The sequence below is a fragment of the Vagococcus sp. genome, assembly GCF_052102835.1.
Taxonomy (GTDB): Bacteria; Bacillota; Bacilli; order Lactobacillales; family Vagococcaceae; genus Vagococcus.
This window is the reverse complement of sequence record NZ_JBQEIL010000011.1, coordinates 22,679-45,170: the sequence shown is the minus strand read 5'-3', so window position 1 is coordinate 45,170 and position 22,492 is coordinate 22,679. Positions and strand designations below refer to the sequence as shown.

16 protein-coding genes are annotated in these 22,492 nt (G+C 34.9%); 2 read left to right on the top strand and 14 right to left on the bottom strand.

Annotated elements, in window-relative coordinates; all coding sequences use genetic code 11:
- Positions 1-2 precede the first annotated feature (2 nt).
- The 7 genes from lpdA to uvrB form a co-directional block, all read right to left on the bottom strand.
- Positions 3-1,340 carry a dihydrolipoyl dehydrogenase gene (gene lpdA / locus ACTJFD_RS10150; RefSeq protein WP_442261396.1) on the bottom strand — a complete coding sequence of 446 codons (1,338 nt, stop codon included), beginning with the start codon at positions 1,338-1,340 and terminating at the stop codon, positions 3-5.
- Between the two features lie 202 nt (positions 1,341-1,542).
- On the bottom strand, positions 1,543-3,345 hold the full coding sequence (locus tag ACTJFD_RS10145) for a sigma-54-dependent Fis family transcriptional regulator (RefSeq protein WP_442261395.1): 1,803 nt from the start codon (positions 3,343-3,345) through the stop codon (positions 1,543-1,545).
- A gap of 320 nt (positions 3,346-3,665) precedes the next feature.
- Positions 3,666-4,601 (bottom strand): DNA-binding protein WhiA, encoded by a 936-nt coding sequence (gene whiA / locus ACTJFD_RS10140; protein ID WP_442261394.1) that lies wholly within the window; start codon positions 4,599-4,601, stop codon positions 3,666-3,668.
- Positions 4,602-4,622: 21 nt separating this feature from the next.
- The gene (locus ACTJFD_RS10135; protein WP_442261393.1) at positions 4,623-5,615 is read right to left on the bottom strand and encodes a gluconeogenesis factor YvcK family protein; all 993 of its coding nucleotides are present in this window, start codon (positions 5,613-5,615) and stop codon (positions 4,623-4,625) included.
- Positions 5,612-6,508: an RNase adapter RapZ gene (gene rapZ, locus ACTJFD_RS10130; RefSeq protein WP_442261392.1), complete on the bottom strand. Its 897-nt coding sequence runs from the start codon at positions 6,506-6,508 to the stop codon at positions 5,612-5,614. The genes ACTJFD_RS10135 and rapZ overlap by 4 nt, the downstream gene beginning before the upstream one ends.
- 114 nt (positions 6,509-6,622) lie before the next feature.
- The gene (gene uvrA / locus ACTJFD_RS10125; RefSeq protein WP_442261390.1) at positions 6,623-9,448 is read right to left on the bottom strand and encodes an excinuclease ABC subunit UvrA; all 2,826 of its coding nucleotides are present in this window, start codon (positions 9,446-9,448) and stop codon (positions 6,623-6,625) included.
- A gap of 13 nt (positions 9,449-9,461) precedes the next feature.
- The gene (gene uvrB, locus ACTJFD_RS10120; RefSeq protein ID WP_442261388.1) at positions 9,462-11,456 is read right to left on the bottom strand and encodes an excinuclease ABC subunit UvrB; all 1,995 of its coding nucleotides are present in this window, start codon (positions 11,454-11,456) and stop codon (positions 9,462-9,464) included.
- A 171-nt stretch (positions 11,457-11,627) separates the two neighbouring features.
- Here uvrB and ACTJFD_RS10115 point away from each other — a divergent pair, with 171 nt between their 5' ends.
- Complete coding sequence (locus tag ACTJFD_RS10115) at positions 11,628-12,962, top strand: C1 family peptidase (RefSeq protein ID WP_442261386.1); 1,335 nt, start codon at positions 11,628-11,630, stop codon at positions 12,960-12,962.
- A 47-nt stretch (positions 12,963-13,009) separates the two neighbouring features.
- On the opposite strand, the gene ACTJFD_RS10110 is transcribed toward ACTJFD_RS10115, so the two are convergent.
- The 7 genes from ACTJFD_RS10110 to ACTJFD_RS10080 form a co-directional block, all read right to left on the bottom strand.
- Positions 13,010-13,960: an LCP family glycopolymer transferase gene (locus tag ACTJFD_RS10110; protein WP_442261385.1), complete on the bottom strand. Its 951-nt coding sequence runs from the start codon at positions 13,958-13,960 to the stop codon at positions 13,010-13,012.
- A gap of 88 nt (positions 13,961-14,048) precedes the next feature.
- Entirely contained in the window at positions 14,049-15,233 is a 1,185-nt protein-coding gene (locus ACTJFD_RS10105) for a MalY/PatB family protein (protein ID WP_442261383.1), read from the bottom strand.
- A 146-nt stretch (positions 15,234-15,379) separates the two neighbouring features.
- Positions 15,380-15,586, bottom strand: coding sequence for a copper ion binding protein (locus ACTJFD_RS10100; protein WP_442261382.1), 207 nt, complete (start codon positions 15,584-15,586; stop codon positions 15,380-15,382).
- A 28-nt stretch (positions 15,587-15,614) separates the two neighbouring features.
- The gene (gene asnS / locus ACTJFD_RS10095; RefSeq protein ID WP_442261380.1) at positions 15,615-16,913 is read right to left on the bottom strand and encodes an asparagine--tRNA ligase; all 1,299 of its coding nucleotides are present in this window, start codon (positions 16,911-16,913) and stop codon (positions 15,615-15,617) included.
- A gap of 30 nt (positions 16,914-16,943) precedes the next feature.
- Positions 16,944-18,137, bottom strand: coding sequence for a pyridoxal phosphate-dependent aminotransferase (locus tag ACTJFD_RS10090; protein ID WP_442261378.1), 1,194 nt, complete (start codon positions 18,135-18,137; stop codon positions 16,944-16,946).
- A gap of 17 nt (positions 18,138-18,154) precedes the next feature.
- The gene (locus tag ACTJFD_RS10085) at positions 18,155-18,640 is read right to left on the bottom strand and encodes a cell wall elongation regulator TseB-like domain-containing protein (RefSeq protein WP_442261376.1); all 486 of its coding nucleotides are present in this window, start codon (positions 18,638-18,640) and stop codon (positions 18,155-18,157) included.
- Positions 18,641-18,691: 51 nt separating this feature from the next.
- Positions 18,692-21,445: a helicase C-terminal domain-containing protein gene (locus tag ACTJFD_RS10080; RefSeq protein ID WP_442261374.1), complete on the bottom strand. Its 2,754-nt coding sequence runs from the start codon at positions 21,443-21,445 to the stop codon at positions 18,692-18,694.
- A gap of 168 nt (positions 21,446-21,613) precedes the next feature.
- Between ACTJFD_RS10080 and ACTJFD_RS10075 the strand changes: the two genes are divergently transcribed.
- The gene (locus ACTJFD_RS10075) at positions 21,614-22,477 is read left to right on the top strand and encodes a hypothetical protein (protein WP_442261372.1); all 864 of its coding nucleotides are present in this window, start codon (positions 21,614-21,616) and stop codon (positions 22,475-22,477) included.
- Positions 22,478-22,492 lie beyond the last annotated feature (15 nt).

Sequence of the window (22,492 nt, the reverse complement as noted above, 5' to 3'; positions counted from 1 at the left end):
CCTTAATTAAGCATCTCGTTTGCTAATTCTCCCATCATCTCTGAAAGAGTTGGATGAGCAAATGTCATTTGTTCTACTTCCGATAATGTTCCTTCAGCTTGTTTCGCTGCTAAAATAGTATGTATCATTTCTGTTGCATTCGCGCCGACAATCACAACGCCTAAGAGTTCTTTATATTTTTTCTCAGAAATAATTTTAATAAAACCAGTTGTTTCGTTACCTGATATTGCACGACCGTTATTACTATAAGGTGTCTTAGAAACTAAAACATCATAACCTTTTTCTTGCGCTTCACTCTCAGTTAAACCAAAGCTTGCAATTTCAGGATGTGTATACACACATTTAGGAATATCCTCATTCTTAAGTGGGGCTTCCTTTTTGCCAAACATGTAGCGAACGGCTTTTATCCCTTCTTTACTTGCAGCATGAGCTAACATCAAGGTATCAATCACATCACCAATCGCAAATACGTTTTTTTCACTTGTTTCATAGTGACGATCAACCTGAATAAATTTTTTGTTTTCTGTTTTCTCTAGATTTAGTGCATCGGCTAATTGTAGATTGGCTTTACGACCTGTTACAACTAACAATTCATCAAAAGAAATTGTAGTATTGTCTAAAACTAATTCACCTTGTTTAACTTCTTTAATTTGTACTTTTTCTAAAACTTTAACCTGCATTTTTTTTAATTTTTGACGAATGATTGTACGTGCCTCTTCATCTTCGGTCATTAATATTTCCGGGGCAACTTCGACAACCGTCACTTCAACACCCAACGGTGCCATTGCAAAGGCTAATTCAATGCCAATAACGCCTCCGCCAATAATTGCCATTTTCTTCGGTAATTCTCTCATTTCAAAGAAAGTATCAGTGGTTAGATAAGAAACTTGATCTAATCCGTTAATTGGAGGAACAAATGGCGTGCTTCCTGTTGCTAATAAAAGATAATTTGTTTCATATTTCGCACCATTCACACTAACTACTCGATTAGAAATAACTTCTGCTTCGCCTTCGATATAATCAATTTTGTTTTCTTTAAACAAATAATGAATCCCTTGTTGTAATTGGCCGACCACTTGATCTTTTCGATTGACTAATTTTGAATAATCAATTTCTTTAACTTCATTTATCACGCCAAACTGATTAGCCTCTGCCATTGTTTCCAGCCATTCCGCATGCTTTAAATAAGCTTTAGACGGTATACAACCAACGTTTAAACAGGTTCCTCCTATCTTCTTTTTCTCAATCACTGCTACTTTTTTCCCTAGTTTACTTGCCTCAACTGCTGCAACATAACCACCAGGACCTGCACCAATGATGATTAAATCATATGACTTCATGAGTTCACCTTCCTTATTCTTGTTTCACTTTATTATAAGCAATTAGCGTGCCAACTTTAAAAAACGTCAAATGAAAGGGGTTTCTTTGTGAAAACAATGAAACGAAACAAATTCGTTGCACATTGTCGCAACACTTCTTCTCTTTTTTTCACAAAAAAAAAGATTAGGAATATTCCTAATCTCTCTATAATAATCTTCAATTTTAACGGTCTATTTTTATTTGATACTTATCTATCTTGCGATATAACGTACTTCTTGCAATCCCTAATTTTTCAGCAGTTTGACTTAAGTGATTGTTTGTCTCAACTAGAACATGTTCAATTTGTTCTTTTTCTGATAACTGACTAGGTGTATTATGTCTTTGTCCGTTTTTCGGTTGCACAGAACCGAGATTAATTAATTCATCAATTTCATCCAATGAAGGTTCTTCATCAAAATAGAAAAGATGAAGACGATCAATAAAATTATAAAATTCACGGATATTCCCTGGCCAATCATAATCGGTCACTCTTTGTTTCACTCGACAAATCCAAGTTGGGTACCATTTTTCTTTTTGACAAAATGCATCAATCAAAACGTCAAAATCTTCCATGCGATCACGCAATGGTGGTAACCTTAGTGGCAAGACAAACAAACGATAAAATAAATCTTCACGGAATTCACCATTTAAAACGAGACGGCGCAAGTCTTTGTTGCTCGCCGTGACTAATCTAAAATCGACATCATGCGCAACTTCTCCACCTAATGGCACGACTTTCTTATCCTCTAAAACTCGCAATAAAGAAACCTGCATTCGAGTTGACATGCTATCAATTTCATCAAGAAACAACGTTCCCTTATTAGCCAAACGGATTTTACCTTGGTATCCCCCTTGATTTGCTCCTGTAAAAGCTCCTGAAGCATACCCGAATAATTCACTTTCTAATAAGTTTTCGCTTAACGCACCACAGTTGACTGAAATTAAAGGGCCGTCTTTATGCGGACTATTGTAATGGATTGTTTTAGCGGAAACTTCTTTACCACTCCCTGTCTCGCCAAAAACATGTACGGGTAAATTCGAGTCGGCAGACTTTAGTAACTGTTTCAAATACCGACGATAAGCTGGATTTCGGGAGGGTATCCCAAAAGAAGTAAACCCTTGACTATGGGATAGTTCTGGAATATCAAAAAAGTAAGCACTCCCTAAACGAAACCGTTCGTTTGAAAGCGGTTTTATTGTATAGGTAAACGTCTTAGTTGCTAAAAACTCTTCCATCGAACGACCCAACCAATAGTTTTGATGTTCTGCTAAATCGTTTGAGACAGCGACAATTTGTTCTTCTTTATTTAAAAGAACGCAAGCCTGAAAGGGTGCATTCATAATTTCTTTCATTTGATTGGCTTGACCACGAAACGTTTCTTGCAATAACTCAATATGGACACTTTTAGTGATCATTTGTAAGGCAACTTGAGTATAATTTGTTTCAAATTGATTTTCTGCACTTGAAACGTTTAGAACAGCGACAATTTCATTGTCTGCTCCTAAGATGGGTGATGAACTACAAACAAAGGGATGTGACGCTTTCGAATAATGTTCATACCGTTTAACAGTAACCGTTTGTTTAGTTCTTAATGTAATTCCAATGGCATTTGTCCCTACCGCTTTTTCAGTCCAGATACTTCCTTCACTAAAGCGAATGTCATTAGCTAGTTGCTTCGTTTGTTCATTACCATCTCGCCAGATAATCGCTCCTTCGGCATCTGTCAAAATAAACAATGGCCGTTTCATATAAAAAAACTCATTGAAATCTTTAATTTCATCTTTAACTGACTGAATAACAAAAGCTAATTCTTTTTTTTGTTGATGTAATCGGGTTAAACTGATTCTCTCAATGCCCTTATCTGAATAAGGATTAACATCATTACTAATACAATATTGCCAAGAATCTAAAATATGATGGGGTAGCACAATCGATTTTGTATCATGTGATTGAACAAAATTGTGCCAAACATCTTTTGTTGTCATCAAAAAGCCTCCCCTTTTACTTTACCTTATTTATTTTGATTATAGCAGTTTTTCAGTAGAGTGCCTACCAAAAGAAATTTTTAAAATCAGCGATTAATAAAAGTTTAACTTCACCTTTATTATTTCAGCCTTTGATTTTCTCATTTTCAGAATTTCTATTCAATCGGAACATAAAAAACAAAACCAACGAAAGTTCCGTCACACCAATAATTATCCATGGAAAGATATCATCTTTTATTTCGGTGACATTGAATTACCTACTGATTAATCTAAATAAAATTTACAAAAAAACTAGAAAAAGTTTTTTCCTTTTTCTAGCTTTATTTATTGGTTACTTCCAATTTACTTGCATATTCATTGATTTTACGCATCCGATGGTTAATGCCGGATTTTGTTATTGCGCCAGAGGGTAAATTTTCGCCTAACTCTTTCAAACTGATCTCAGGTCGTTCTAATCTCAATTCTGCAACTTCTCTAAGTTTTTCAGGCAATGCCTCCAGCCCCACAACCGTCTCAATTAATTGGATATTCTCAATTTGTTTTTTTGCTGCATCTGCCGTTTTATTCATATTTGCATTTTCGCAATTCATGAGACGATTCACAGAATTTCTTAAATCTCGGACAATTCTAACGTCTTCAAATTTCAGCATTGCATTCGTTGCCCCAATCAAAACAAGAAAATCAGCGATTTCTTCTGCACCTTTGAGATAAGTTATGTAGCCATTACGTCGTTCGGCTACGCGCCCATTAAGACCATACGTTTCTAACATTTCACAGAGATCAAAACACTGATCTTCGTAAATTGAATAAATTTCTAAATGATAACGACTAGTCTCCGGATTATTAACCGATCCTCCGGCTAAAAAAGCGCCTCGAAGGTAAGAACGAATTTTTTGTTCATTTTTCTTAATTTCATCAGAGACACGTGTATTAAACATCAGCCCATTTAAAATTTCTAAATCACTGAGCACTCTCTGAGTATCATGTTTTAATCGAACAATATAAACATTATTTTTTTTCAACTTCATTTTTCGTCGAACTAAAAGTTCACTATTGACTTGATAATGATCTTTCAATAACGTATAAATGCGACGAGCAATCGCCGCATTTTCCGTTTGAACATTCAAGACAAATCGTCGATTAACTAAAGTCACAGCACCATTCATTCGAATTAATGCTGCTAACTCAGCCTTCGCATGTTCTTTATGAACTTCAAGCGTTGTTAATTCTTTTTTTACATCTGATGCAAAAGACAAAATAACAGCCCCCTTATCAACCTAATACTTCGCACCAAAAACAAGTCGGAATAATTCATCTACGACTTTGTTTCCATCATGAAAAGCTCCTCCATCTCTAAGCTCTAAAAAGTCTGCTGATACCACTCGGCATTCTTCTTCACGTAATCCTTGAAAATCATGCCTAACCTGAACTAAGTACTCATCAAAACGATCGGAATTCATATACTCTTTGGGAACTTCCTCAGTATTTACCAAGACAGTATCAATAAAACGATGGTTCAAATGACGATGTAAAACCTCAATATGATTTGCATCTGAGAATTGTTCCGTTTCACCTTTTTGAGTCATGATATTACAAATATAGACGACTTCTGCAGGTGAATGAATCACTGCTTGACCAATTTTTTCAATCATTAAATTAGGTAATATACTAGTATATAAACTTCCTGGTCCTAGAACGACCATATCCGCTTCATGAATCGCAGCAATGACTTTTCGTGACGGCTCAGGTATCTTTCCCGTTTCTGTATCTGTAACATAAACATATTCAATCGTTTTTCTAAATTTTCCAATAGTCGATTCACCTGAGGCCTCTGTCCCATCTTCAAATTTAGCATGAAGAGTTAATGATTGTTCTGACGCCGGATAAACATGACCATTCACATGCATAAATTTCGCTAATAATTGTATTGCTTCATACGTACTTTCTCGCATCTCTGATAAGGCAGCAATAATTAAATTGCCAATGGTATGATTCGCTAGAAAATCATCTTCTGCTTTAAACCGATATTGGAAAATATCCTCAACAAGTTGAGGCATATCAGATAAAGAAACAAGAACATTTCGTAAGTCACCCGGCGGACTCATTTTAACACTTTCTCGCAAAACGCCACTACTTCCTCCATCATCAGCTACCGTTACAATTGCTGTTATATCTGCACTTTGATTTCTTAGTGCTTTTAAAATGACTGGCAAACCAGTTCCTCCACCGATTACAACAATTTTAGGTTTTCTGATGCGATACGTTTTCATGATCGATTGACCGTTTCTTTCCTCTTGTTAATATCTCGGTGGGTGATATTCGTTCGATAATTTTCTTCTAGACGATGCCCTAGTCGTTCGGTTAATGCGACTGACCGATGCTGTCCACCAGTACAACCAATTGCAATCGTTAAACTCATCTTACCTTCTTTTTCATAACCAGGTAAAATACTTAAAATTAACGCTTCATATTTTTGATAAAAATCTTCTGTTAAATCAGAAGCCATTACATAGTCATAAACAGGCTTGTTTGTCCCATTTAAAGGCCGTAGTTCTGGTACATAATGTGGATTTTGTAAAAAACGGACATCCATTACGATATCGGCATCTATTGGCAACCCATATTTAAAACCAAAAGAAATCATTTCAATCCTAAACGTATTGCTTTCGGTTGTACTAAAATGTTCAATTATTTGTTCTCTTAATTGTCGAGGCGATAAAAGAGTCGTATCAATCACTAATTGTGCTTCTGATTTCAAAGCAGTTAGCATTGAACGCTCGGTCATAATTCCCTCAGTTACCAATCCATCCATTGCTAGAGGATGTGTTCGGCGCGTTTCTTTATAACGTGAAACGAGTTCTTTATCCGATGCATCTAAAAATAAAATAGAAGTATCTACTAACTTTGTATTTTCAATCTCAATTAACATACTTTGTATTTCTTCAAAAAAAGCACGCGATCTTAAATCAATCACTAACGCGATTTTTGCGATTTTTCCAGATTCTTTAATTAATTCCCAAAACTTGGGAATTAAGCTGGGAGGTAAATTGTCGATACAGAAATAGCCCATATCTTCAAAGCTTTGAATGGCAACCGTTTTACCCGCTCCACTCATTCCTGTTATGACGACTAGTTTTAAACTATCGATTTGTTTTTCTTCCATGTCCATCACTCCTTATCTTCCATCGTTCAATTATATCATACCCGGCGTATCGACGGACAGCAAAAGAGACATAAAAGAGGAAATCCTCATTTTATGTCTCCTTTTTAATTTCTATTATTTTCGATTCATTACTTCTTTCAAATAATATCCTGTAAAACTTCCATCAACTAAAACTACTTCTTCAGGGGTTCCAGTTGTAACAATAGTTCCCCCACCATCGCCACCTTCAGGACCTAAATCAATAAGGTAGTCTGCTGTTTTAATGACATCTAAATTATGCTCAATTACTAAAACTGTGTTTCCAGCATCAACTAATCGATTTAATACGCCTAACAATCGCTTAATATCATCTGCGTGTAATCCCGTTGTCGGTTCATCTAAGATATAGAAACTCTTTCCATTTGAACGTTTATGTAGTTCACTTGCCAATTTCATTCTTTGAGCTTCTCCCCCAGACAATGTCGTTGCAGATTGACCCAATTTCACATAACCTAAACCGACATCCAAAATAGTCTGTAATTTCCGATTAATTTTAGGTATCGAATGGAAGAACGGTACCGCTTCTTCAACCGTCATTTCAAGAATATCTGCAATACTTTTTTCCTTGTAGGTTACTTCTAAAGTCTCAGAATTATAACGTTTTCCCTGACAAACCTCACAAGGAACATAAACATCTGGTAAAAAATGCATCTCAATCTTCAAAATACCATCCCCACGACACGCCTCACAACGCCCACCTTTTACATTAAAACTAAATCTTCCTTTTTTATAGCCCCGAACTTTGGCTTCATTCGTTTTTGAAAACAGATCGCGAATATCATCAAAAACACTTGTATACGTTGCCGGATTACTTCGAGGGGTTCGACCGATTGGGCTCTGATCAATATCAATAATTTTTTCGATTTCCTCATAACCAATAAGTTCACGATATTTACCTGGTTTTTGCGAATTACGATTAATTTTTTGAGCGAGGGCCTTTTTTAAAATATCATTGACTAGTGTACTTTTCCCCGATCCAGACACTCCAGTCACAGCAACAAATTTACCCATTGGAATGGTCACATCAATATTTTTAAGATTATTTTGACTAGCGCCTTTAATGACTAATTGTTTACCATTTCCCTCACGTCGTGTTTTAGGAATAGGTATTTTCTTTTGTCCTGATAAATATTGTCCAGTTAAGGAATTCGGGTTCTGTTCGACTTCTTCCGGTGTCCCTTCTGCTATAATTTGTCCGCCTGCTTCCCCAGCACCCGGTCCAATATCAATTAAATAGTCAGCAGCGCGCATCGTATCTTCATCATGTTCGACGACAATCAAAGTATTCCCTAAATCTCGCATTTGTTTTAAGGATTCGATCAAACGATTATTATCTCGTTGATGTAGCCCTATCGAAGGCTCATCTAAAATATAAAGAACACCGGATAAATTAGAGCCAATTTGTGTTGCAAGGCGTATCCGTTGTGCTTCACCACCAGAAAGCGTTCCAGAAGCTCGACTTAAAGATAAGTAGTTTAAGCCCACATTATTTAGAAATGTTAATCGATCTTTGATTTCTTTCAAGATTGGACGAGCAATTGCCTCTTCTTGTTCCCCCAATGTCAACTCTTCAAAATAATGTAAAGTATCGCGAATGGCTAATTCACTAATAATCCCTATGTGATCACCATTGATTTTCACAGATAATGCTTGTTGATTTAAACGGTACCCATGACAACTTTCACAAGTTAATTCAGTCATATAGGTTCTCATTTGTTCACGAGTATAATCACTATTCGTCTCGTGATATCGACGATTAATATTAGTTACTATTCCTTCGAAAGGAATATCAACATCTCGAATGCCACCAAACTCATTTTGATAATGAAAATGAAAGAGTTCTTCATTTGATCCATGTAAGATGAATTGCTTCTGTTCAGCAGATAAATCACTAAAAGGCATATCAAAATCAATCTTAAAATGACGACATGCTTGCTCCAATAATTGTGGATAATAATTTGAACTGATGGGATTCCAAGGGGCAATAGCTCCTTCACGTAATGATTTACTTTCATCTGGTATGACTAAATCAAGATCGACTTCCAATTTGAGACTTAAACCGTCACAATCGGGGCAAGCACCAAATGGCGTATTAAAAGAAAATAATCGAGGTTCAATTTCACCAACTGTAAAACCACAATAAGGACAAGCATAATGTTCACTAAAGAGAATGGGGTCACCACCAACAATGTCACAGACTGCGTACCCTTCAGATAATCTTAACGCAACTTCAAACGAATCAAATAAACGTGAGCGTATTCCCTCTTTAACAACAATCCGATCAATAACAACGCCGATATCATGTTTTTTTGTTTTAGAAAGTTCGGGAACTTCCGTCACATCATAAATTTCACCATCGACTTTAACTCGAACAAAGCCATCTTTTTGAATTTTTTCTAATACTTTTTTATGCTGACCTTTTTTTCCTGTTATTATTGGAGAAATAATTTGTAACTTGGTTCGCTCTGCTAATTCTAAAACTCGATCTACCATCTGTTCGACTGATTGGCTGGCAATCGGTGTCCCATCATTTGGACAAATTGGATGACCAATACGTGCATATAGCAAACGCAAATAATCATTAATTTCCGTGACTGTTCCAACTGTTGACCGAGGATTCTTACTCGTTGTTTTTTGATCAATAGAAATTGCAGGACTTAAGCCATCAATACTATCAACCTCTGGCTTTTCCATTTGGCCTAAGAATTGACGAGCATAGGACGATAAACTTTCCACATAACGTCGCTGTCCTTCTGCATAAAGGGTGTCAAAAGCAAGTGAACTTTTTCCAGACCCTGAAAGACCCGTCACCACTACTAATTTATCCCGAGGAATCGTAACGTCTATATTTTTTAAATTATGAGCACGTGCTCCCTTAATTATAATTTTATCATTTACCATCTTTATTCAATCCCTACTTTCCTGCTTTAAGTTCCAAAATGGTATCGCGGAGTGTTGCTGCTTTCTCAAAGTCAAGCGACTTCGCTGCTGCTCTCATGGCTAACTCCATTTCTTCTAAGACATGTCCTTTTTCTTGACGGCTCATCTTTTGGTACTGTTCAACAATTGAATTTCCATCTGTATCTTCAGCTAGTTTAGAAATACTAATTAAATCTCGAATATCTTTAATAATAGTTTGAGGAACAATACCATGTTCTTCGTTATATGCCGCTTGAATTTCACGACGACGTTGCGTTTCATTAATTGCTCGTTGCATCGAATCCGTCATTTTATCCGCATACATAATGACTTTACCTTCTGAGTTTCGAGCCGCCCGACCAATGGATTGGACAAGCGAACGTTCACTTCTTAAGAAACCTTCTTTATCCGCATCCAAAATAGCAACTAATGAAACTTCAGGAACATCGAGTCCTTCCCGTAATAAATTAATTCCAATCAAAACGTCAAAAACACCTAACCTTAAATCACGGATAATTTCAGTTCGCTCTAGTGTTTTAATATCACTATGTAAATACTTCACCTTTAAGCCAAGTTCTTTAAAATAATCCGTCAAATCTTCAGACATTTTTTTGGTTAACGTTGTGATGAAAACACGTTCATTGCGGTCTGTTCGTAAATTAATTTCTCCAACCAAATCATCAATTTGCCCCATAATTGGTCTCACTTCAATCGTTGGATCAAGTAATCCGGTCGGACGAATAATTTGCTCGATAACCTCAGGGGTTTGCTCAAGCTCATAAGGACCAGGGGTTGCTGAAACATAAAGAATTTGATTAACATGAGCTTCGAACTCTTCCAATCGTAACGGGCGATTATCTAAAGCGCTCGGCAATCGAAAGCCATAATCAACTAGCATCTGCTTACGTGCTTTATCGCCATTATACATCCCTCTTATTTGTGGCATGGTTACATGAGATTCATCTACCATTATAAGAAATTCATCAGGAAAAAAATCAATTAAAGTATAAGGTGAGTCACCCGGAGAACGACCATCCATATGACGGGAATAATTCTCAATTCCTGAACAATACCCCATTTCTCGCATCATTTCGATATCATAATTGGTTCGTTGTTCTAAACGTTGCGCTTCCAACAATTGTTCGTTTTCTCTTAATTCTTTTAAGCGCTCTGCCAATTCTTTTTGGATTTTTTGGATTGAATCTTCCATCTGATCATCATTCGTTACAAAGTGAGTTGCAGGAAATATAGCGACATGTTCACGATCTGCAATTACTTCTCCTGTCAAAGCTTCAACTTCTCGAATTCGGTCTATTTCATCGCCAAAAAATTCAACACGTAGTGCATGCTCATCCCTTGAAGCTGGAAATATTTCAATCACATCACCACGAACACGAAATCGTCCACGTTGAAAATCAATATCATTCCGATCAAATTGAATATCGACTAATTTACGTAAAAGTTCTTCTCGACTTATTTCCATACCTTCTCTTAACGACAACACTTGGTCTTGATATTCTTTTGGATCACCCAAACCGTAAATACAAGATACAGAGGCCACCACAATCACGTCATTACGTTCAAGTAACGAACTGGTAGCTGAATGTCGCAATTTGTCTATTTCATCATTGACACTGGCATCTTTTTCAATATAGGTATCACTTGACGGAACATAAGCTTCCGGTTGATAGTAATCATAATAACTAACAAAGTATTCCACGGCATTGTTGGGAAAGAACTCTTTAAATTCACTATACAGTTGACCAGCTAATGTTTTATTATGTGCAATAATTAATGTCGGCTTATTAACTTCTTTTATCACATTTGACATTGTAAATGTCTTACCAGAGCCTGTAACACCTAATAAAATTTGAGCTTTTTCATGCTTTTCAATATTATTCACTAATTGTTTAATTGCTTCTGGCTGATCTCCGGCTGGTTCATATTTTGATACCAACTCAAAGACACGTGAATTATCTTTTTCTATCAATCGTACCACTCCTTGCCCTCTCAGATTAATGTCTTTATTTTATCATAGCGAACATATTTTCGCCATCATAAGTTATTACGCTTTTTAATAGCAATTCTATGATTTAACTTTAATTTTTCTAAAAAAAGAGTACAATGAGAGTATCATTAAAATTTAGAAAGGTTGTTATCTATGAGTAAAAGTATTTCATTTGAACAAATCAAACAATTTGATGAGCAATTTAAAACAAGTCAAAACCATTTAAATACACAGCATGCTGTCATGAAAACTGGTATTTTAGCAGCTTCTGCAAACCAAACGGCAGTGATTGAGAATACACCTGTTTTTTCAATCGACCTAGAAACAGGTAAAGTAGCTAACCAAAAACAAAGTGGACGTTGTTGGATGTTCGCGGCCCTCAATACATTTCGTCATTCAATCCAACATGAATTTAATATTAAAAATTTTGAATTATCTCAAAACTTCACTTTCTTCTGGGATAAATTTGAAAAAGCGAACTATTTTTATGAAAATATTTTAAAAACAGCGAACGAACCACTCACCAGTCGTAAAGTCGCTTTTCTATTACAAACACCGCAACAAGATGGTGGTCAATGGGACATGTTAGTCGCTATCATCCAAAAATATGGTATCGTTCCTAAAAGTGTGATGCCGGAATCATTCAATAGTTCAATGAGTCGTGAACTAAATACCTATTTAAATAAAAAACTAAGAAAAGATGCGGTTACTTTGCGTCAACTTGTTGCTGACCAAACCGATGAAACAACGATTCAAATCACTAAAAATAAAATGCTAAGTGATATTTACCAATTGCTTTCTATGACTTTAAGAACTCCACCTGAAACATTTGATTTTTCATATCGTGATAATGATGAAAAATTTCATGCTCATCAAAATTTAACACCTCAAAAATTCTATCAAGAGTTTGTTGGGCAAAATTTAGATGAATATATTAGTATTATCAACGCACCTACCGCTGATAAACCTTATAATCAATTGTACACAGTTGAAATGTTAGGAAATGTGATTGGTGGAAAAGAAGTCTGTCACTTAAATGTTGATATCAAAACATTTAAAGAGTTAGCAATCGCACAACTTAAAGCAGACGAGTCAGTATGGTACGGTTGTGATGTCGGACAATCCTCTATTCGTGATTCTGGTATTATGGCTACGAATGCTTACGCAGTCAATCAAGTCTTAGATATTGATTTTTCAATGACTAAAGCAGAACGTTTGGATTATGGTGAAAGTCTAATGACTCACGCTATGGTTTTAACTGGCGTGAATCTCGTTGATGGCCAACCAACTAAGTGGAAAGTAGAAAATAGCTGGGGCGAAAAAGTTGGCACAAAAGGCTATTTTGTCATGAGCGATGATTGGCTAAACGAATACACTTATCAAATTGTCATCAATAAAAAATATCTATCACCTGAATTACAAGAGATTGTTGCTCAAAATGAAGTAACTTTATTAGACCCTTGGGATCCAATGGGTGCTTTAGCGTAAAATAAATAAAAAATTCCAGGATAATAACAAATTATCCTAGAATTTTTTTATTTTAATTGTTCTTTTAATAAGTTTTGAACTCGTAGTAGCTCTGCTTCAGGTATTTCTTGATAGGAAACGTCATCAATCATGACACCTTCACCTTGTAGGGTCGTTTCATCAATTCGGTAAAAGGATGAGCGATAATCAGTCGCAATTTTCCACATATCTTCCCATTCTAAATCCGTTTGCATGTTATTTTCAATTGCTTTCAAAATACTTTGAAATTTAGTCACCCCTTCAAAACTCAAGGCTTTATCCGCTATTGCTGAGACAACTTCACGTTGGCGATCTTGGCGACCATAGTCTCCATTCGGATCTTCATAACGCATACGTGTATAAGCAAGTGCTTCTTTGCCATTTAATTTTTGAAGTCCTTTTTTAAAGGTATAGCCGTCTTGCTTAAATTCAAACTTACTATTGACCTCTACACCACCAACAGCATCTACTAATTCCTCAAATCCTTCCATATTAATCCAGACATAATGATTTAATGGAATATCTAATAATTTCTCTGTTGTTGCTAGCGCCATACCTTCCATACCAAACGCATAAGCATGATTGATTTTATCGACGGTCCCTTGACCTACGATTTCGGTACGAGTATCTCGTGGAATACTGACTAATGTTGTTTTTTTCTGGTTTGGATTAACCGTTGCTACCATTAGTGTATCTGAGCGACCTAAATCATTTCGCCCAAAATCACCCGTATCCAAGCCTAGTAATAATACTGAAAATGGTTTCCCCTCATTAATTCGATCATCTTTAGCTTTACCAACGGGATATTCCCGTTTACCTTTAATAGGCTGACTTACTTTGTTAGCAACTTGTCTGACATCATAATATGTTTTTGCAAGAAAACCGCCAACCCCCAAAATAAAGATGAGAATTAATGCACTAATCGTGATTAATAATTTTTGCAAAAAAGATTTTTTTTGCTTATTTTTTCTTTTCCCCATAGTTCATCTCCTATATTAATATAAAAGAATTCTAACACATTTTTAATGAAAAGACTGTTCTAAAAAACAAGCTTTTAAAAAATTTAAGTTAATCACAAGAAACACTTTTAACCAATTGTTTCATGGCTTGTTCGATAACTTCTGGTTTTGTCGCTAAATTGATTCTAATACAATTTTCTGTGTTTTTACCAAACCAATTACCATAATCAATCGCTAATTTTGCTTGTTTTTGCATTAATTCTTCAAGACAATCTTCTGATGTATAGTTACTTAGATCTAACCAAGCTAAATAAGTTGCTTTTTTTTCAGCTAAGCGAGCTTTTGGTAAATACTTTTCTGTATAGTCCTTAACTATCGCATAATTATACTCAATCACTTCTAAAACACCTTCAAACCACTCTTCACCATGTTCATAACAAGCTTCTGCTGCAACCATCCCTAACGTACTAACTGGATGACAAGCAACGACTTCAGCATAATCATCATATTGTTTACGATTATTTTCATCTGGAATAATGAGATGAGAATGTAATAGTGATGCCACATTAAATGTCTTAGAAGGAGAATTTAAAACAAAAATAGAAGCATAATATTTTTCAGGTAATGCCAAAGCACTAATAAAGCTATCTTTATCACGTGCAAAATCTTGATGAATTTCATCTGAAATTATTTTCACACCGTGTTTATCACAAATATCAAACAATTGTTCTAATTCCTCATAGGTCCAGATTTTTCCTATTGGATTTTGTGGTGAACAATGTAAAAAGACCTTCACATCATCTTCTATAATTTTTTGTTCAAATTGTTCAAAATCAATGGTATATTGCTGGTCCTTATTTTCAATATCTAAAACCGATAATTGGCGCTCATTTTTAATCACTGCATCATAAAACGGGTAGTAAACAGGAGATAATATTAAAACATGATCGTGCTTATCCGTTAACATTTGAATAATATAGTTAAAAGAATTGACAACTCCTGTATTAAAACGTATCCAATTTTTATCAATCAAAACATTATGACGTTTTTTCTGCCAATTAATAAAGGCTTGATAGTAGCTATCAGGAACGAATGAATAACCAAACACACCATGATTGACCCGCTCATTTAATGCTTCTAAAGCAGCTTCTGGTAACTTAAAATCCATATCGGCAACCCATAAAGGTAATAAATCATTTTCGCCAAATTTTTCTACCATCCCATCCCATTTAACACTATTCGTTCCTTTACGTTCAACATAATAACGTTTACAAAATCCTGCAACATCTGACATTCCTACCGACTCCTTCATATTCATTTACTGTCCTATTATAACTCACTTTTTTTAGATTTCCCAATTTTTTTAGGAAAAGAAACAAAGTATGTGATTTTTTTATCAAAAAAAGAGGATGCCCTTAACGGACTTATCCTCTTACTGAACTAACCTTGGACTTGATAACCTAATTCATCAATCGTTTGGCTTATTTTTTCAATTGTTTGTAGAGATTCATCAAAGTTTACTTTTACTTCTTCTTTTTTTAGTTTTACAGACGCTTTTTTTACGCCATCCAAACCAAGTAATGCTTCTTCGATTCGACTCGCACAATGAGAACAACTCATCCCTGTAACAGTCAATGTTTGTTTCATCTCTAAAACCTCCTTATTTAACAACTCTCTATGGATAAATACGGTGTAATAAACGAGGAAACGGACTTGCCTCACGAATATGCTCAATTCCACAAACCCATGTCACTGTTCGCTCTAAACCTAAACCAAAGCCAGAGTGAGGAACCGCACCATATTTTTGTAAATCTAAATACCATTCATAATCTTTACGATCTAAACCATCTTTTTCAATTTGTTCTAACAAATAGTCATAACCAATCGCACGTTCACTACCACCGATAATTTCACCGTAGCCTTCAGGAGCAATTAAATCGGCACGAATAACAACATCCTCTCGAGTTGGATGTGGTTTCATATAAAACGGACTCATTGACTTAGGATAGTTCATAATAAACACTGGTTTTTCAAAATGATTTGCTATAAATGTTTCATGTGGTGACCCAAAATCATCTCCCCAAGTAATATCATCAAAATCATTTGATTGCAATAATTCAACTGCTTCATCGTATGAAATTCTTGGAAACGGTAAATCAGTATACTTTCTTAAAAGCTCTTTATCACGTCCTAAAACATCTAGAGCATAGTCACAATTTTCTAAGACTTGTTCAATCATGAATGCAATATATTGTTCTTGAATTTCTAAACTTTCATCTTGATGAACATAGGCCATCTCAGGCTCCATCATCCAAAATTCAGTTAAATGACGGCGTGTTTTTGATTTTTCAGCTCTAAAAGTTGGCCCAAATGAAAAGACTTTTCCAAATGCCATAGCCGCTGCTTCTAAATATAGTTGACCCGTTTGAGATAAATAAGCTTGTGTTCCAAAATAATCTGTCTCAAATAATTCAGTTGTACCTTCAGGTGCACTGCTTGTCAAGATTGGTGGATCAATTTTTATAAAGCCACGTTCATTAAAAAATTCAAAAGTTGCTCTAATCAATTCATTACGAACTTGCATGATTGCATGCTGTTTAGATGATCGTAACCATAAATGACGGTGATCCATTAAGAAATCCGTACCATGTTCTTTCGGTGTTATTGGATAATCATGACTTTCTCCAACAACTTCAATGCCGGTAATTCCAATTTCATAACCAAATTTCGAACGAGTATCTTCTCTTATTTCACCTGTTACCCAAACTGACGTTTCTTGTGATAAGTTTTTTGCTACATCAAATAATTCTTCGCCTACTTCATTTTTAACTAAAACACCTTGAAAGAAAGCCGTTCCATCTCTTAATTGTAAGAATGCAATTTTTCCACTTGAGCGTTTATTGGCTACCCAAGCCCCAATTTTAACAGTTTCTCCAACATGTTTTTTTGAATCAATAATTTGTATTGTCTTCATTTCTATGCTCCATCCACTCTAGCTTTTTTATTAATTGTTTGCCATTTTTTTCGTTATAAATTTTTCTATTCTTTGAACTGCTGCTTTTAATGTTTCTAAATCTGTTGCATAGCTCATACGAATATGATCCTCTGTACCAAAACCAATACCACTTACGACTGCAACTAACGCTTCCTCAAGTAAGTCATTGACCCAACTTGAAACATCAGAATAACCACATAATTTAACGGTTTCTGAAACATCAGGATACAAATAAAATGCACCTTGTGGCTTTTCAAGTTTAACTCCTGGTAAAGCAGCAACTAATGGAAAGATCGTGTTTAGTCGAGATTCAAAAGTTGCTCGCATCGCTTCAACACAAGATTGATTACCCGATAAAGCTTCTAGTGCCGCATATTGACTCACTGCTGTTGGATTACTAATCGATTGAGATGTCAATTTAGTCATTTGACTAATGATATCTGAACGACCTAACGCATAACCAATTCGCCAACCAGTCATTGAGTAACTTTTTGATACTCCATTAATCACAATTGTTTGGTCTTGAATAGCTTTGGATAAACTACTAATGGAAACAAACTTATTTCCATTATAAACAAGTTTTCCATAAATATCATCCGCAATTATCAAACAATTATTAGCGATTGCCCAGTCACCAATTGCTAAAAGTTCTGCTTCACTATAAATCATTCCCGTTGGATTCGATGGGGTATTCAAAACTAACGCTTTTGTTTTCGCTGTTTTCGCCGTTTCTAAAGCTGCTACGGTTACTTTATGTTGCGTCTTTTGTGATGTTTCTACATACACAGGAATACCACCAGCTAATTCGACTTGTGCTCCATAACTAACCCAGTAAGGAACAGGTATTAAAACCTCATCTTCTGGGTTAATGATTGCTTGAAAAAGTGCATATAAAAGAAACTTAGCTCCTGTTCCAACCGTCACTTCATTTTTCTGATAGATGACACCTGTGTCTTCCTTAGTTCTTGCAATAATAGCTTCTAATAATTCTGGTATCCCTGCTGAAGGGGTATAAAAACTGGCACGCCCATCTTCAATTGATTCGATGGCCGCTTTTTTTATTGCTATTGGGGTTTGAAAATCAGGTTCACCTAAAGTTAAACTTAAAACATCTTTTCCTTCGCCTTTAAGCTGTTTCGCTTTGGCTGCAGCTGCAAGTGTTGCTGAAGGTTTTAATTGAAGTACTCTTTTTGCTAATTCCAAAATCATCGCCTCCGAATTTAGATATTTTTTAATGTTTGAGAAATGTTCCCCGTTTCAAAATTAATCAAATAATAATCTATTTGATTGCTCTGATTGGTGACAACGACTTCCCACACTGGCTCCTTATCATGAACGCCTAAAGAAAGTTTACGTATCCGTTTCACTTCATCAACATCTAACATACTTTGGATGACCTCTTCTTCACTAACGCCCTGACTTTGATCCATAACAAGAGCTTCCGAGCCATCTTGAGGAATAAAAACAACTTTTTTCTCTCCCTTAGAATTAGACCCAATGACAGTATAGTAATTTTCACCACGATTAAACCAATAAAAATCATCGACTCTTTTAATGTCTGCAACGTCACGAGCAATCTTTACCGATGCTTTCTTAACACGATTGACAGGTTTCAAGGCTTGAGAAATAATCAGGACACTTAAAATAATCAATAACATTAAAAAGATAGAAAATAACTTCAAGCTCTTATTGTGTTTTTTACGCAAACTTATCCACCTCGTTCCGTTTATTTATTATAGCAGTATTCCACTTTATTTTCATTCATTTTTATAGAAATCCTTAATTTCAGTAGCAATATTATCCGGTTTAAGAACCTTCATTGGGATTTCTTTTGGCAAGTAATTTTGGAGTGCTTGACCATATTTGGCATCAATAATCCGGCGATCCATTAGGATCATCAAACCTCGATCTGTATCTTTCCTTAATAAGCGACCAAGCCCTTGTCTTAAACGCATTCCAGCTTGTGGTAATGCTTCTTCATAAAAAGGATTTTTATTCAATGATTCTAAATAATCATAACGCGCTTTAACTAATGGTCGCTGCGGCGGATCAAAAGGTAATTTAGTGACAATTAAAAGTTTTAAATGTTTATTGGGTAATTCAATACCATCCCAAAAACTAGCGGCTCCTAAAATAATACAACGGTCATTTTGAGTGGCTTTTTTTACAATTTTTTCATTCGTTCCCGTCATTCCTTGTGCCAAAACTTCGATATCTGAAAAATCTAATAATGAAGAAAGGCGATAGTACACTTTTTTCAAGATATCATGCGAGGTAAAAAGAACTAAAATAGAGTCATCTAAGGCCGTATATGCCGCCTCAACCGTTTTAGTAATTTGTGTTACAAATTCTTTTTCATTGCCAAAATCAATTTTTTCATCTAAGACAATTAATTCAGCTTGTTTACCATAGTCAAAATAATCTTGTGTTTGATACTTTTCTAATTTAGTTAAACCAAGCTGTTTCTCAAAATAATTAGAATCACTATCTAGCTGTAACGTGCCACCTGTATATAAAATTTGTTGAAAGGATTGATACCATCTCATTTTTTCTAACGAAAATTCTCTAAAATTAAAAGAAGCTAGGACCAAACCTCTACTAGTTAATGTCAGCCACTTAACAGCATCTCGAGAATAATCCATAAAGTAATGACGTAAATTGGTCAACTCCATTAATAAACGTTCATTGTCGAGTTCAAATTCCATTCCATGAACACTCGTTTTTAACCAATCAGACAAATGATAATTAGGTAACTGACGTTGGAACGTTTTAAACCATTGTTCATATTCCAGCAGATTAATTTTAAATTTATTAAGAATTTTTTTGAATTCGATTGGCCAACCTTCAGAAAAATCATCTATTGATAATAAATACTCCGACGTTGCGCGTTTTGAAAAGTAAACTGTTTTTACAAAACCTTCAATTTCTTCAATCAATTCTTTAAATTCGGAAAGAAAAATAGTTTGATACCGCATCTGTTCTGTCCACCATGAATGCTCTAGTGTCTCAGTGAGTGTTTCAGCTAAATCACGAATCGTTTTTATTAAATAATTAGCTTGACTTAAACGTATCCGTTGCGTTGCGGTTTTTTCAATCGTATCTCTTAATTTATGTGCTTCATCAATGACTAAATAATCCATAGTAATAAATTGGGGTTTTTGGCGGAAATCCTCTTCACACAAAAAGGCATGATTCACAATCAAAACATCGGCGACTTCTTTTTTCTTCATCAAATAACGCCAAAAATCATGTTCTAAGTAAGTCCCTTTCCGTACTTTTTGTCTTTCACCTTCATGAGAAACATGTGTATAGAACAAGTGGTTTTTATTAATCGTTAACTCATCGAGATCACCTGTTGTTGTTTCTAATAGCCAAACCAAGCAAGCAATTTGATAAATCGCATATTGTTTTTGTAAAACAGGTTGTTCTAAGGTTAAGACAAATTTTTCTAAATCAATGTAATGATGATGACTTTTTAAAATCACACCATAAAGAGACTGATTTAATATCTTTTCAGCCATTGGTAGCGTTTCGCTTAAAAATTGCTTCTGTAAGACGAGTGTCGAAGTTGAAACGACTACAGGTTCAGCTACTGTTTTATTCATTAATAGAGGTAGCAAGTATCCCAAGGACTTACCTACGCCTGTCGGTACTTCAACTAATAAATTTTTATTTGATTTTTCAATTAAAAAACGATTAATGTGATCCATCATTTCTAATTGTGGTTTTCTAACCTGCAATTTTTTTGTTTTAAATAATTCTTCTTTTGCCTCATCTGTTTCAGGAAAACGACTGCTTAAGGTTGAATAATGTTCTAAAAAATGAAAATCTTTTTTACGTAAAGCCATCTCACCTATAATTTCAATCGGAAAAGGATACGTTAATTTCGTCAGCCGTTGCTCTTTGCGTTGTTGATACATTTTATTTAAAAAAGAAGAATTTTCAACCCCTAATTGGGTGGAGAGTTCCACAATTTTTTTTAACGTGATTAACGGGACTTGCTGAATCCTTTCAATGATTTTCAAAAAAATATGACTTGTAGCAATCGCATCACTTAATGCTTCATGCGGATTTAAATGTTCAATCGCTAAATAGTTCGCCAAATCTTTCACACGATATCCCGGTGAGATTGGGAAAAAAACTTGAGCCAGTTCAACGGTATCCAATACGGATACTGTCAACGGTGAAAACCCACTACGTTCTAATTCACTATTTAGAAACGAAAAATCAAAATAAGCATTGTGTGCGACGAAAACACAATCTTCTAACATATTTTTAATGGTCGGTGCAACTTCTTCAAAGTAAGGGGCACACGCTACTTGTTCATTTGTAATCCCTGTCAATGCTTGAATCGGCTTAGGTATTGATTTATTAGGATTGATATCAACAGTCAGCTCGTGGACAATTTTTCCCTTTTCTACTAAAATACAGGCAAACTGGATGATCTTATCATTCATTAAGTTGGTGCCCGTTGTTTCTAAATCTACAACGGCAAATACCGAATCCCTCATGACTATTTTATCTCCTTTAACATAAACTCAATCCTTTACATTATACTATACTATTATTTTATTTCACGCTATTTTTATACAAAATTATTAAAACGAGTTAGATTGTTTTAACCTATATTTTATGGTTAAATATAAGATAGGATAATAAATAAAAACGGAGTTACGCCCATGAAAAATATTAAGCTAGTTATTGGAAGCATCAGCCTTATTTGGTTACTTATTTTAGGTTTTACCTTTTCTCATTCCATTATTTGGTATGCCTACTTTTTTCTAACAGGAACTGCTTTACTTTTGAGTTTTATTTTACTCTTTCAACTTGGTAAAAATAAGCAGACCACTAAAGTAGATGATCGACCTAAAAATGTAACCTATCAAAAACCATTACAAATCCCTCATCTTTTTAATCGCATTAAAAAGAAACGAAAAATATCAAGAAATGAAGTCGCTATTGTTAAACCAATGGAAAAATCACCCACAATCAAAGATGTGACAGAAAACAACAGTTTTATGAAACAAAATCAAAAAATGTCTTCTGTCAAAAATAAACGTTATCTTCACACTAGAATTCCATTGCTATTTCAAGGTACTACACAAAAAATCCTATTTGAAACAATTCAACGTTTAAAAGATCAACATTTTTTTTATGATTTTTATGGTAATCTCTCTAATGAAGAGTTAATTCAAAATTTTGAACTTTATGTTGATCGACCAATTTTTGAACTTTATGATCAAACGTTACCAAATACTTTTGCCAAAACGCTCTATGACCCTGAAACTGAAAGCAATCGGATTGCTATTTTTCTACCCAGCAACAATGGAAATGAAACCGATATTATGCTTGGTTTTATTGAAATGGAGGATACTTACAAAGCCAATCTACTAATGCAACGTTATGCAAATATTCAAGTCTTCACGACCATTCTTGGAGGAACTTATAAAAAAGTTTATCAAAATGAGAAAAACGAAATAAAAATGATTAAAGACTTTGTTAATTATGATTTAACCATTTCATTAGCTTTTTACAATAATTAAAAAAACCTCTCAAAC

What these genes read in the sequence shown, in the direction of transcription:
- ACTJFD_RS10075 (WP_442261372.1), top strand. Translation starts at nt 21,614, where the DNA reads ATGAAAAATATTAAGCTAGTTATTGGAAGCATCAGCCTTATTTGGTTA.
- ACTJFD_RS10105 (WP_442261383.1), bottom strand. Translation starts at nt 15,233, where the DNA reads ATGTCAGATGTTGCAGGATTTTGTAAACGTTATTATGTTGAACGTAAA.
- ACTJFD_RS10115 (WP_442261386.1), top strand. Translation starts at nt 11,628, where the DNA reads ATGAGTAAAAGTATTTCATTTGAACAAATCAAACAATTTGATGAGCAA.
- lpdA (WP_442261396.1), bottom strand. Translation starts at nt 1,340, where the DNA reads ATGAAGTCATATGATTTAATCATCATTGGTGCAGGTCCTGGTGGTTAT.
- ACTJFD_RS10135 (WP_442261393.1), bottom strand. Translation starts at nt 5,615, where the DNA reads ATGAAAACGTATCGCATCAGAAAACCTAAAATTGTTGTAATCGGTGGA.
- ACTJFD_RS10100 (WP_442261382.1), bottom strand. Translation starts at nt 15,586, where the DNA reads ATGAAACAAACATTGACTGTTACAGGGATGAGTTGTTCTCATTGTGCG.
- ACTJFD_RS10080 (WP_442261374.1), bottom strand. Translation starts at nt 21,445, where the DNA reads ATGAGGGATTCGGTATTTGCCGTTGTAGATTTAGAAACAACGGGCACC.
- rapZ (WP_442261392.1), bottom strand. Translation starts at nt 6,508, where the DNA reads ATGGAAGAAAAACAAATCGATAGTTTAAAACTAGTCGTCATAACAGGA.
- ACTJFD_RS10145 (WP_442261395.1), bottom strand. Translation starts at nt 3,345, where the DNA reads ATGACAACAAAAGATGTTTGGCACAATTTTGTTCAATCACATGATACA.
- uvrA (WP_442261390.1), bottom strand. Translation starts at nt 9,448, where the DNA reads ATGGTAAATGATAAAATTATAATTAAGGGAGCACGTGCTCATAATTTA.
- asnS (WP_442261380.1), bottom strand. Translation starts at nt 16,913, where the DNA reads ATGAAGACAATACAAATTATTGATTCAAAAAAACATGTTGGAGAAACT.
- ACTJFD_RS10110 (WP_442261385.1), bottom strand. Translation starts at nt 13,960, where the DNA reads ATGGGGAAAAGAAAAAATAAGCAAAAAAAATCTTTTTTGCAAAAATTA.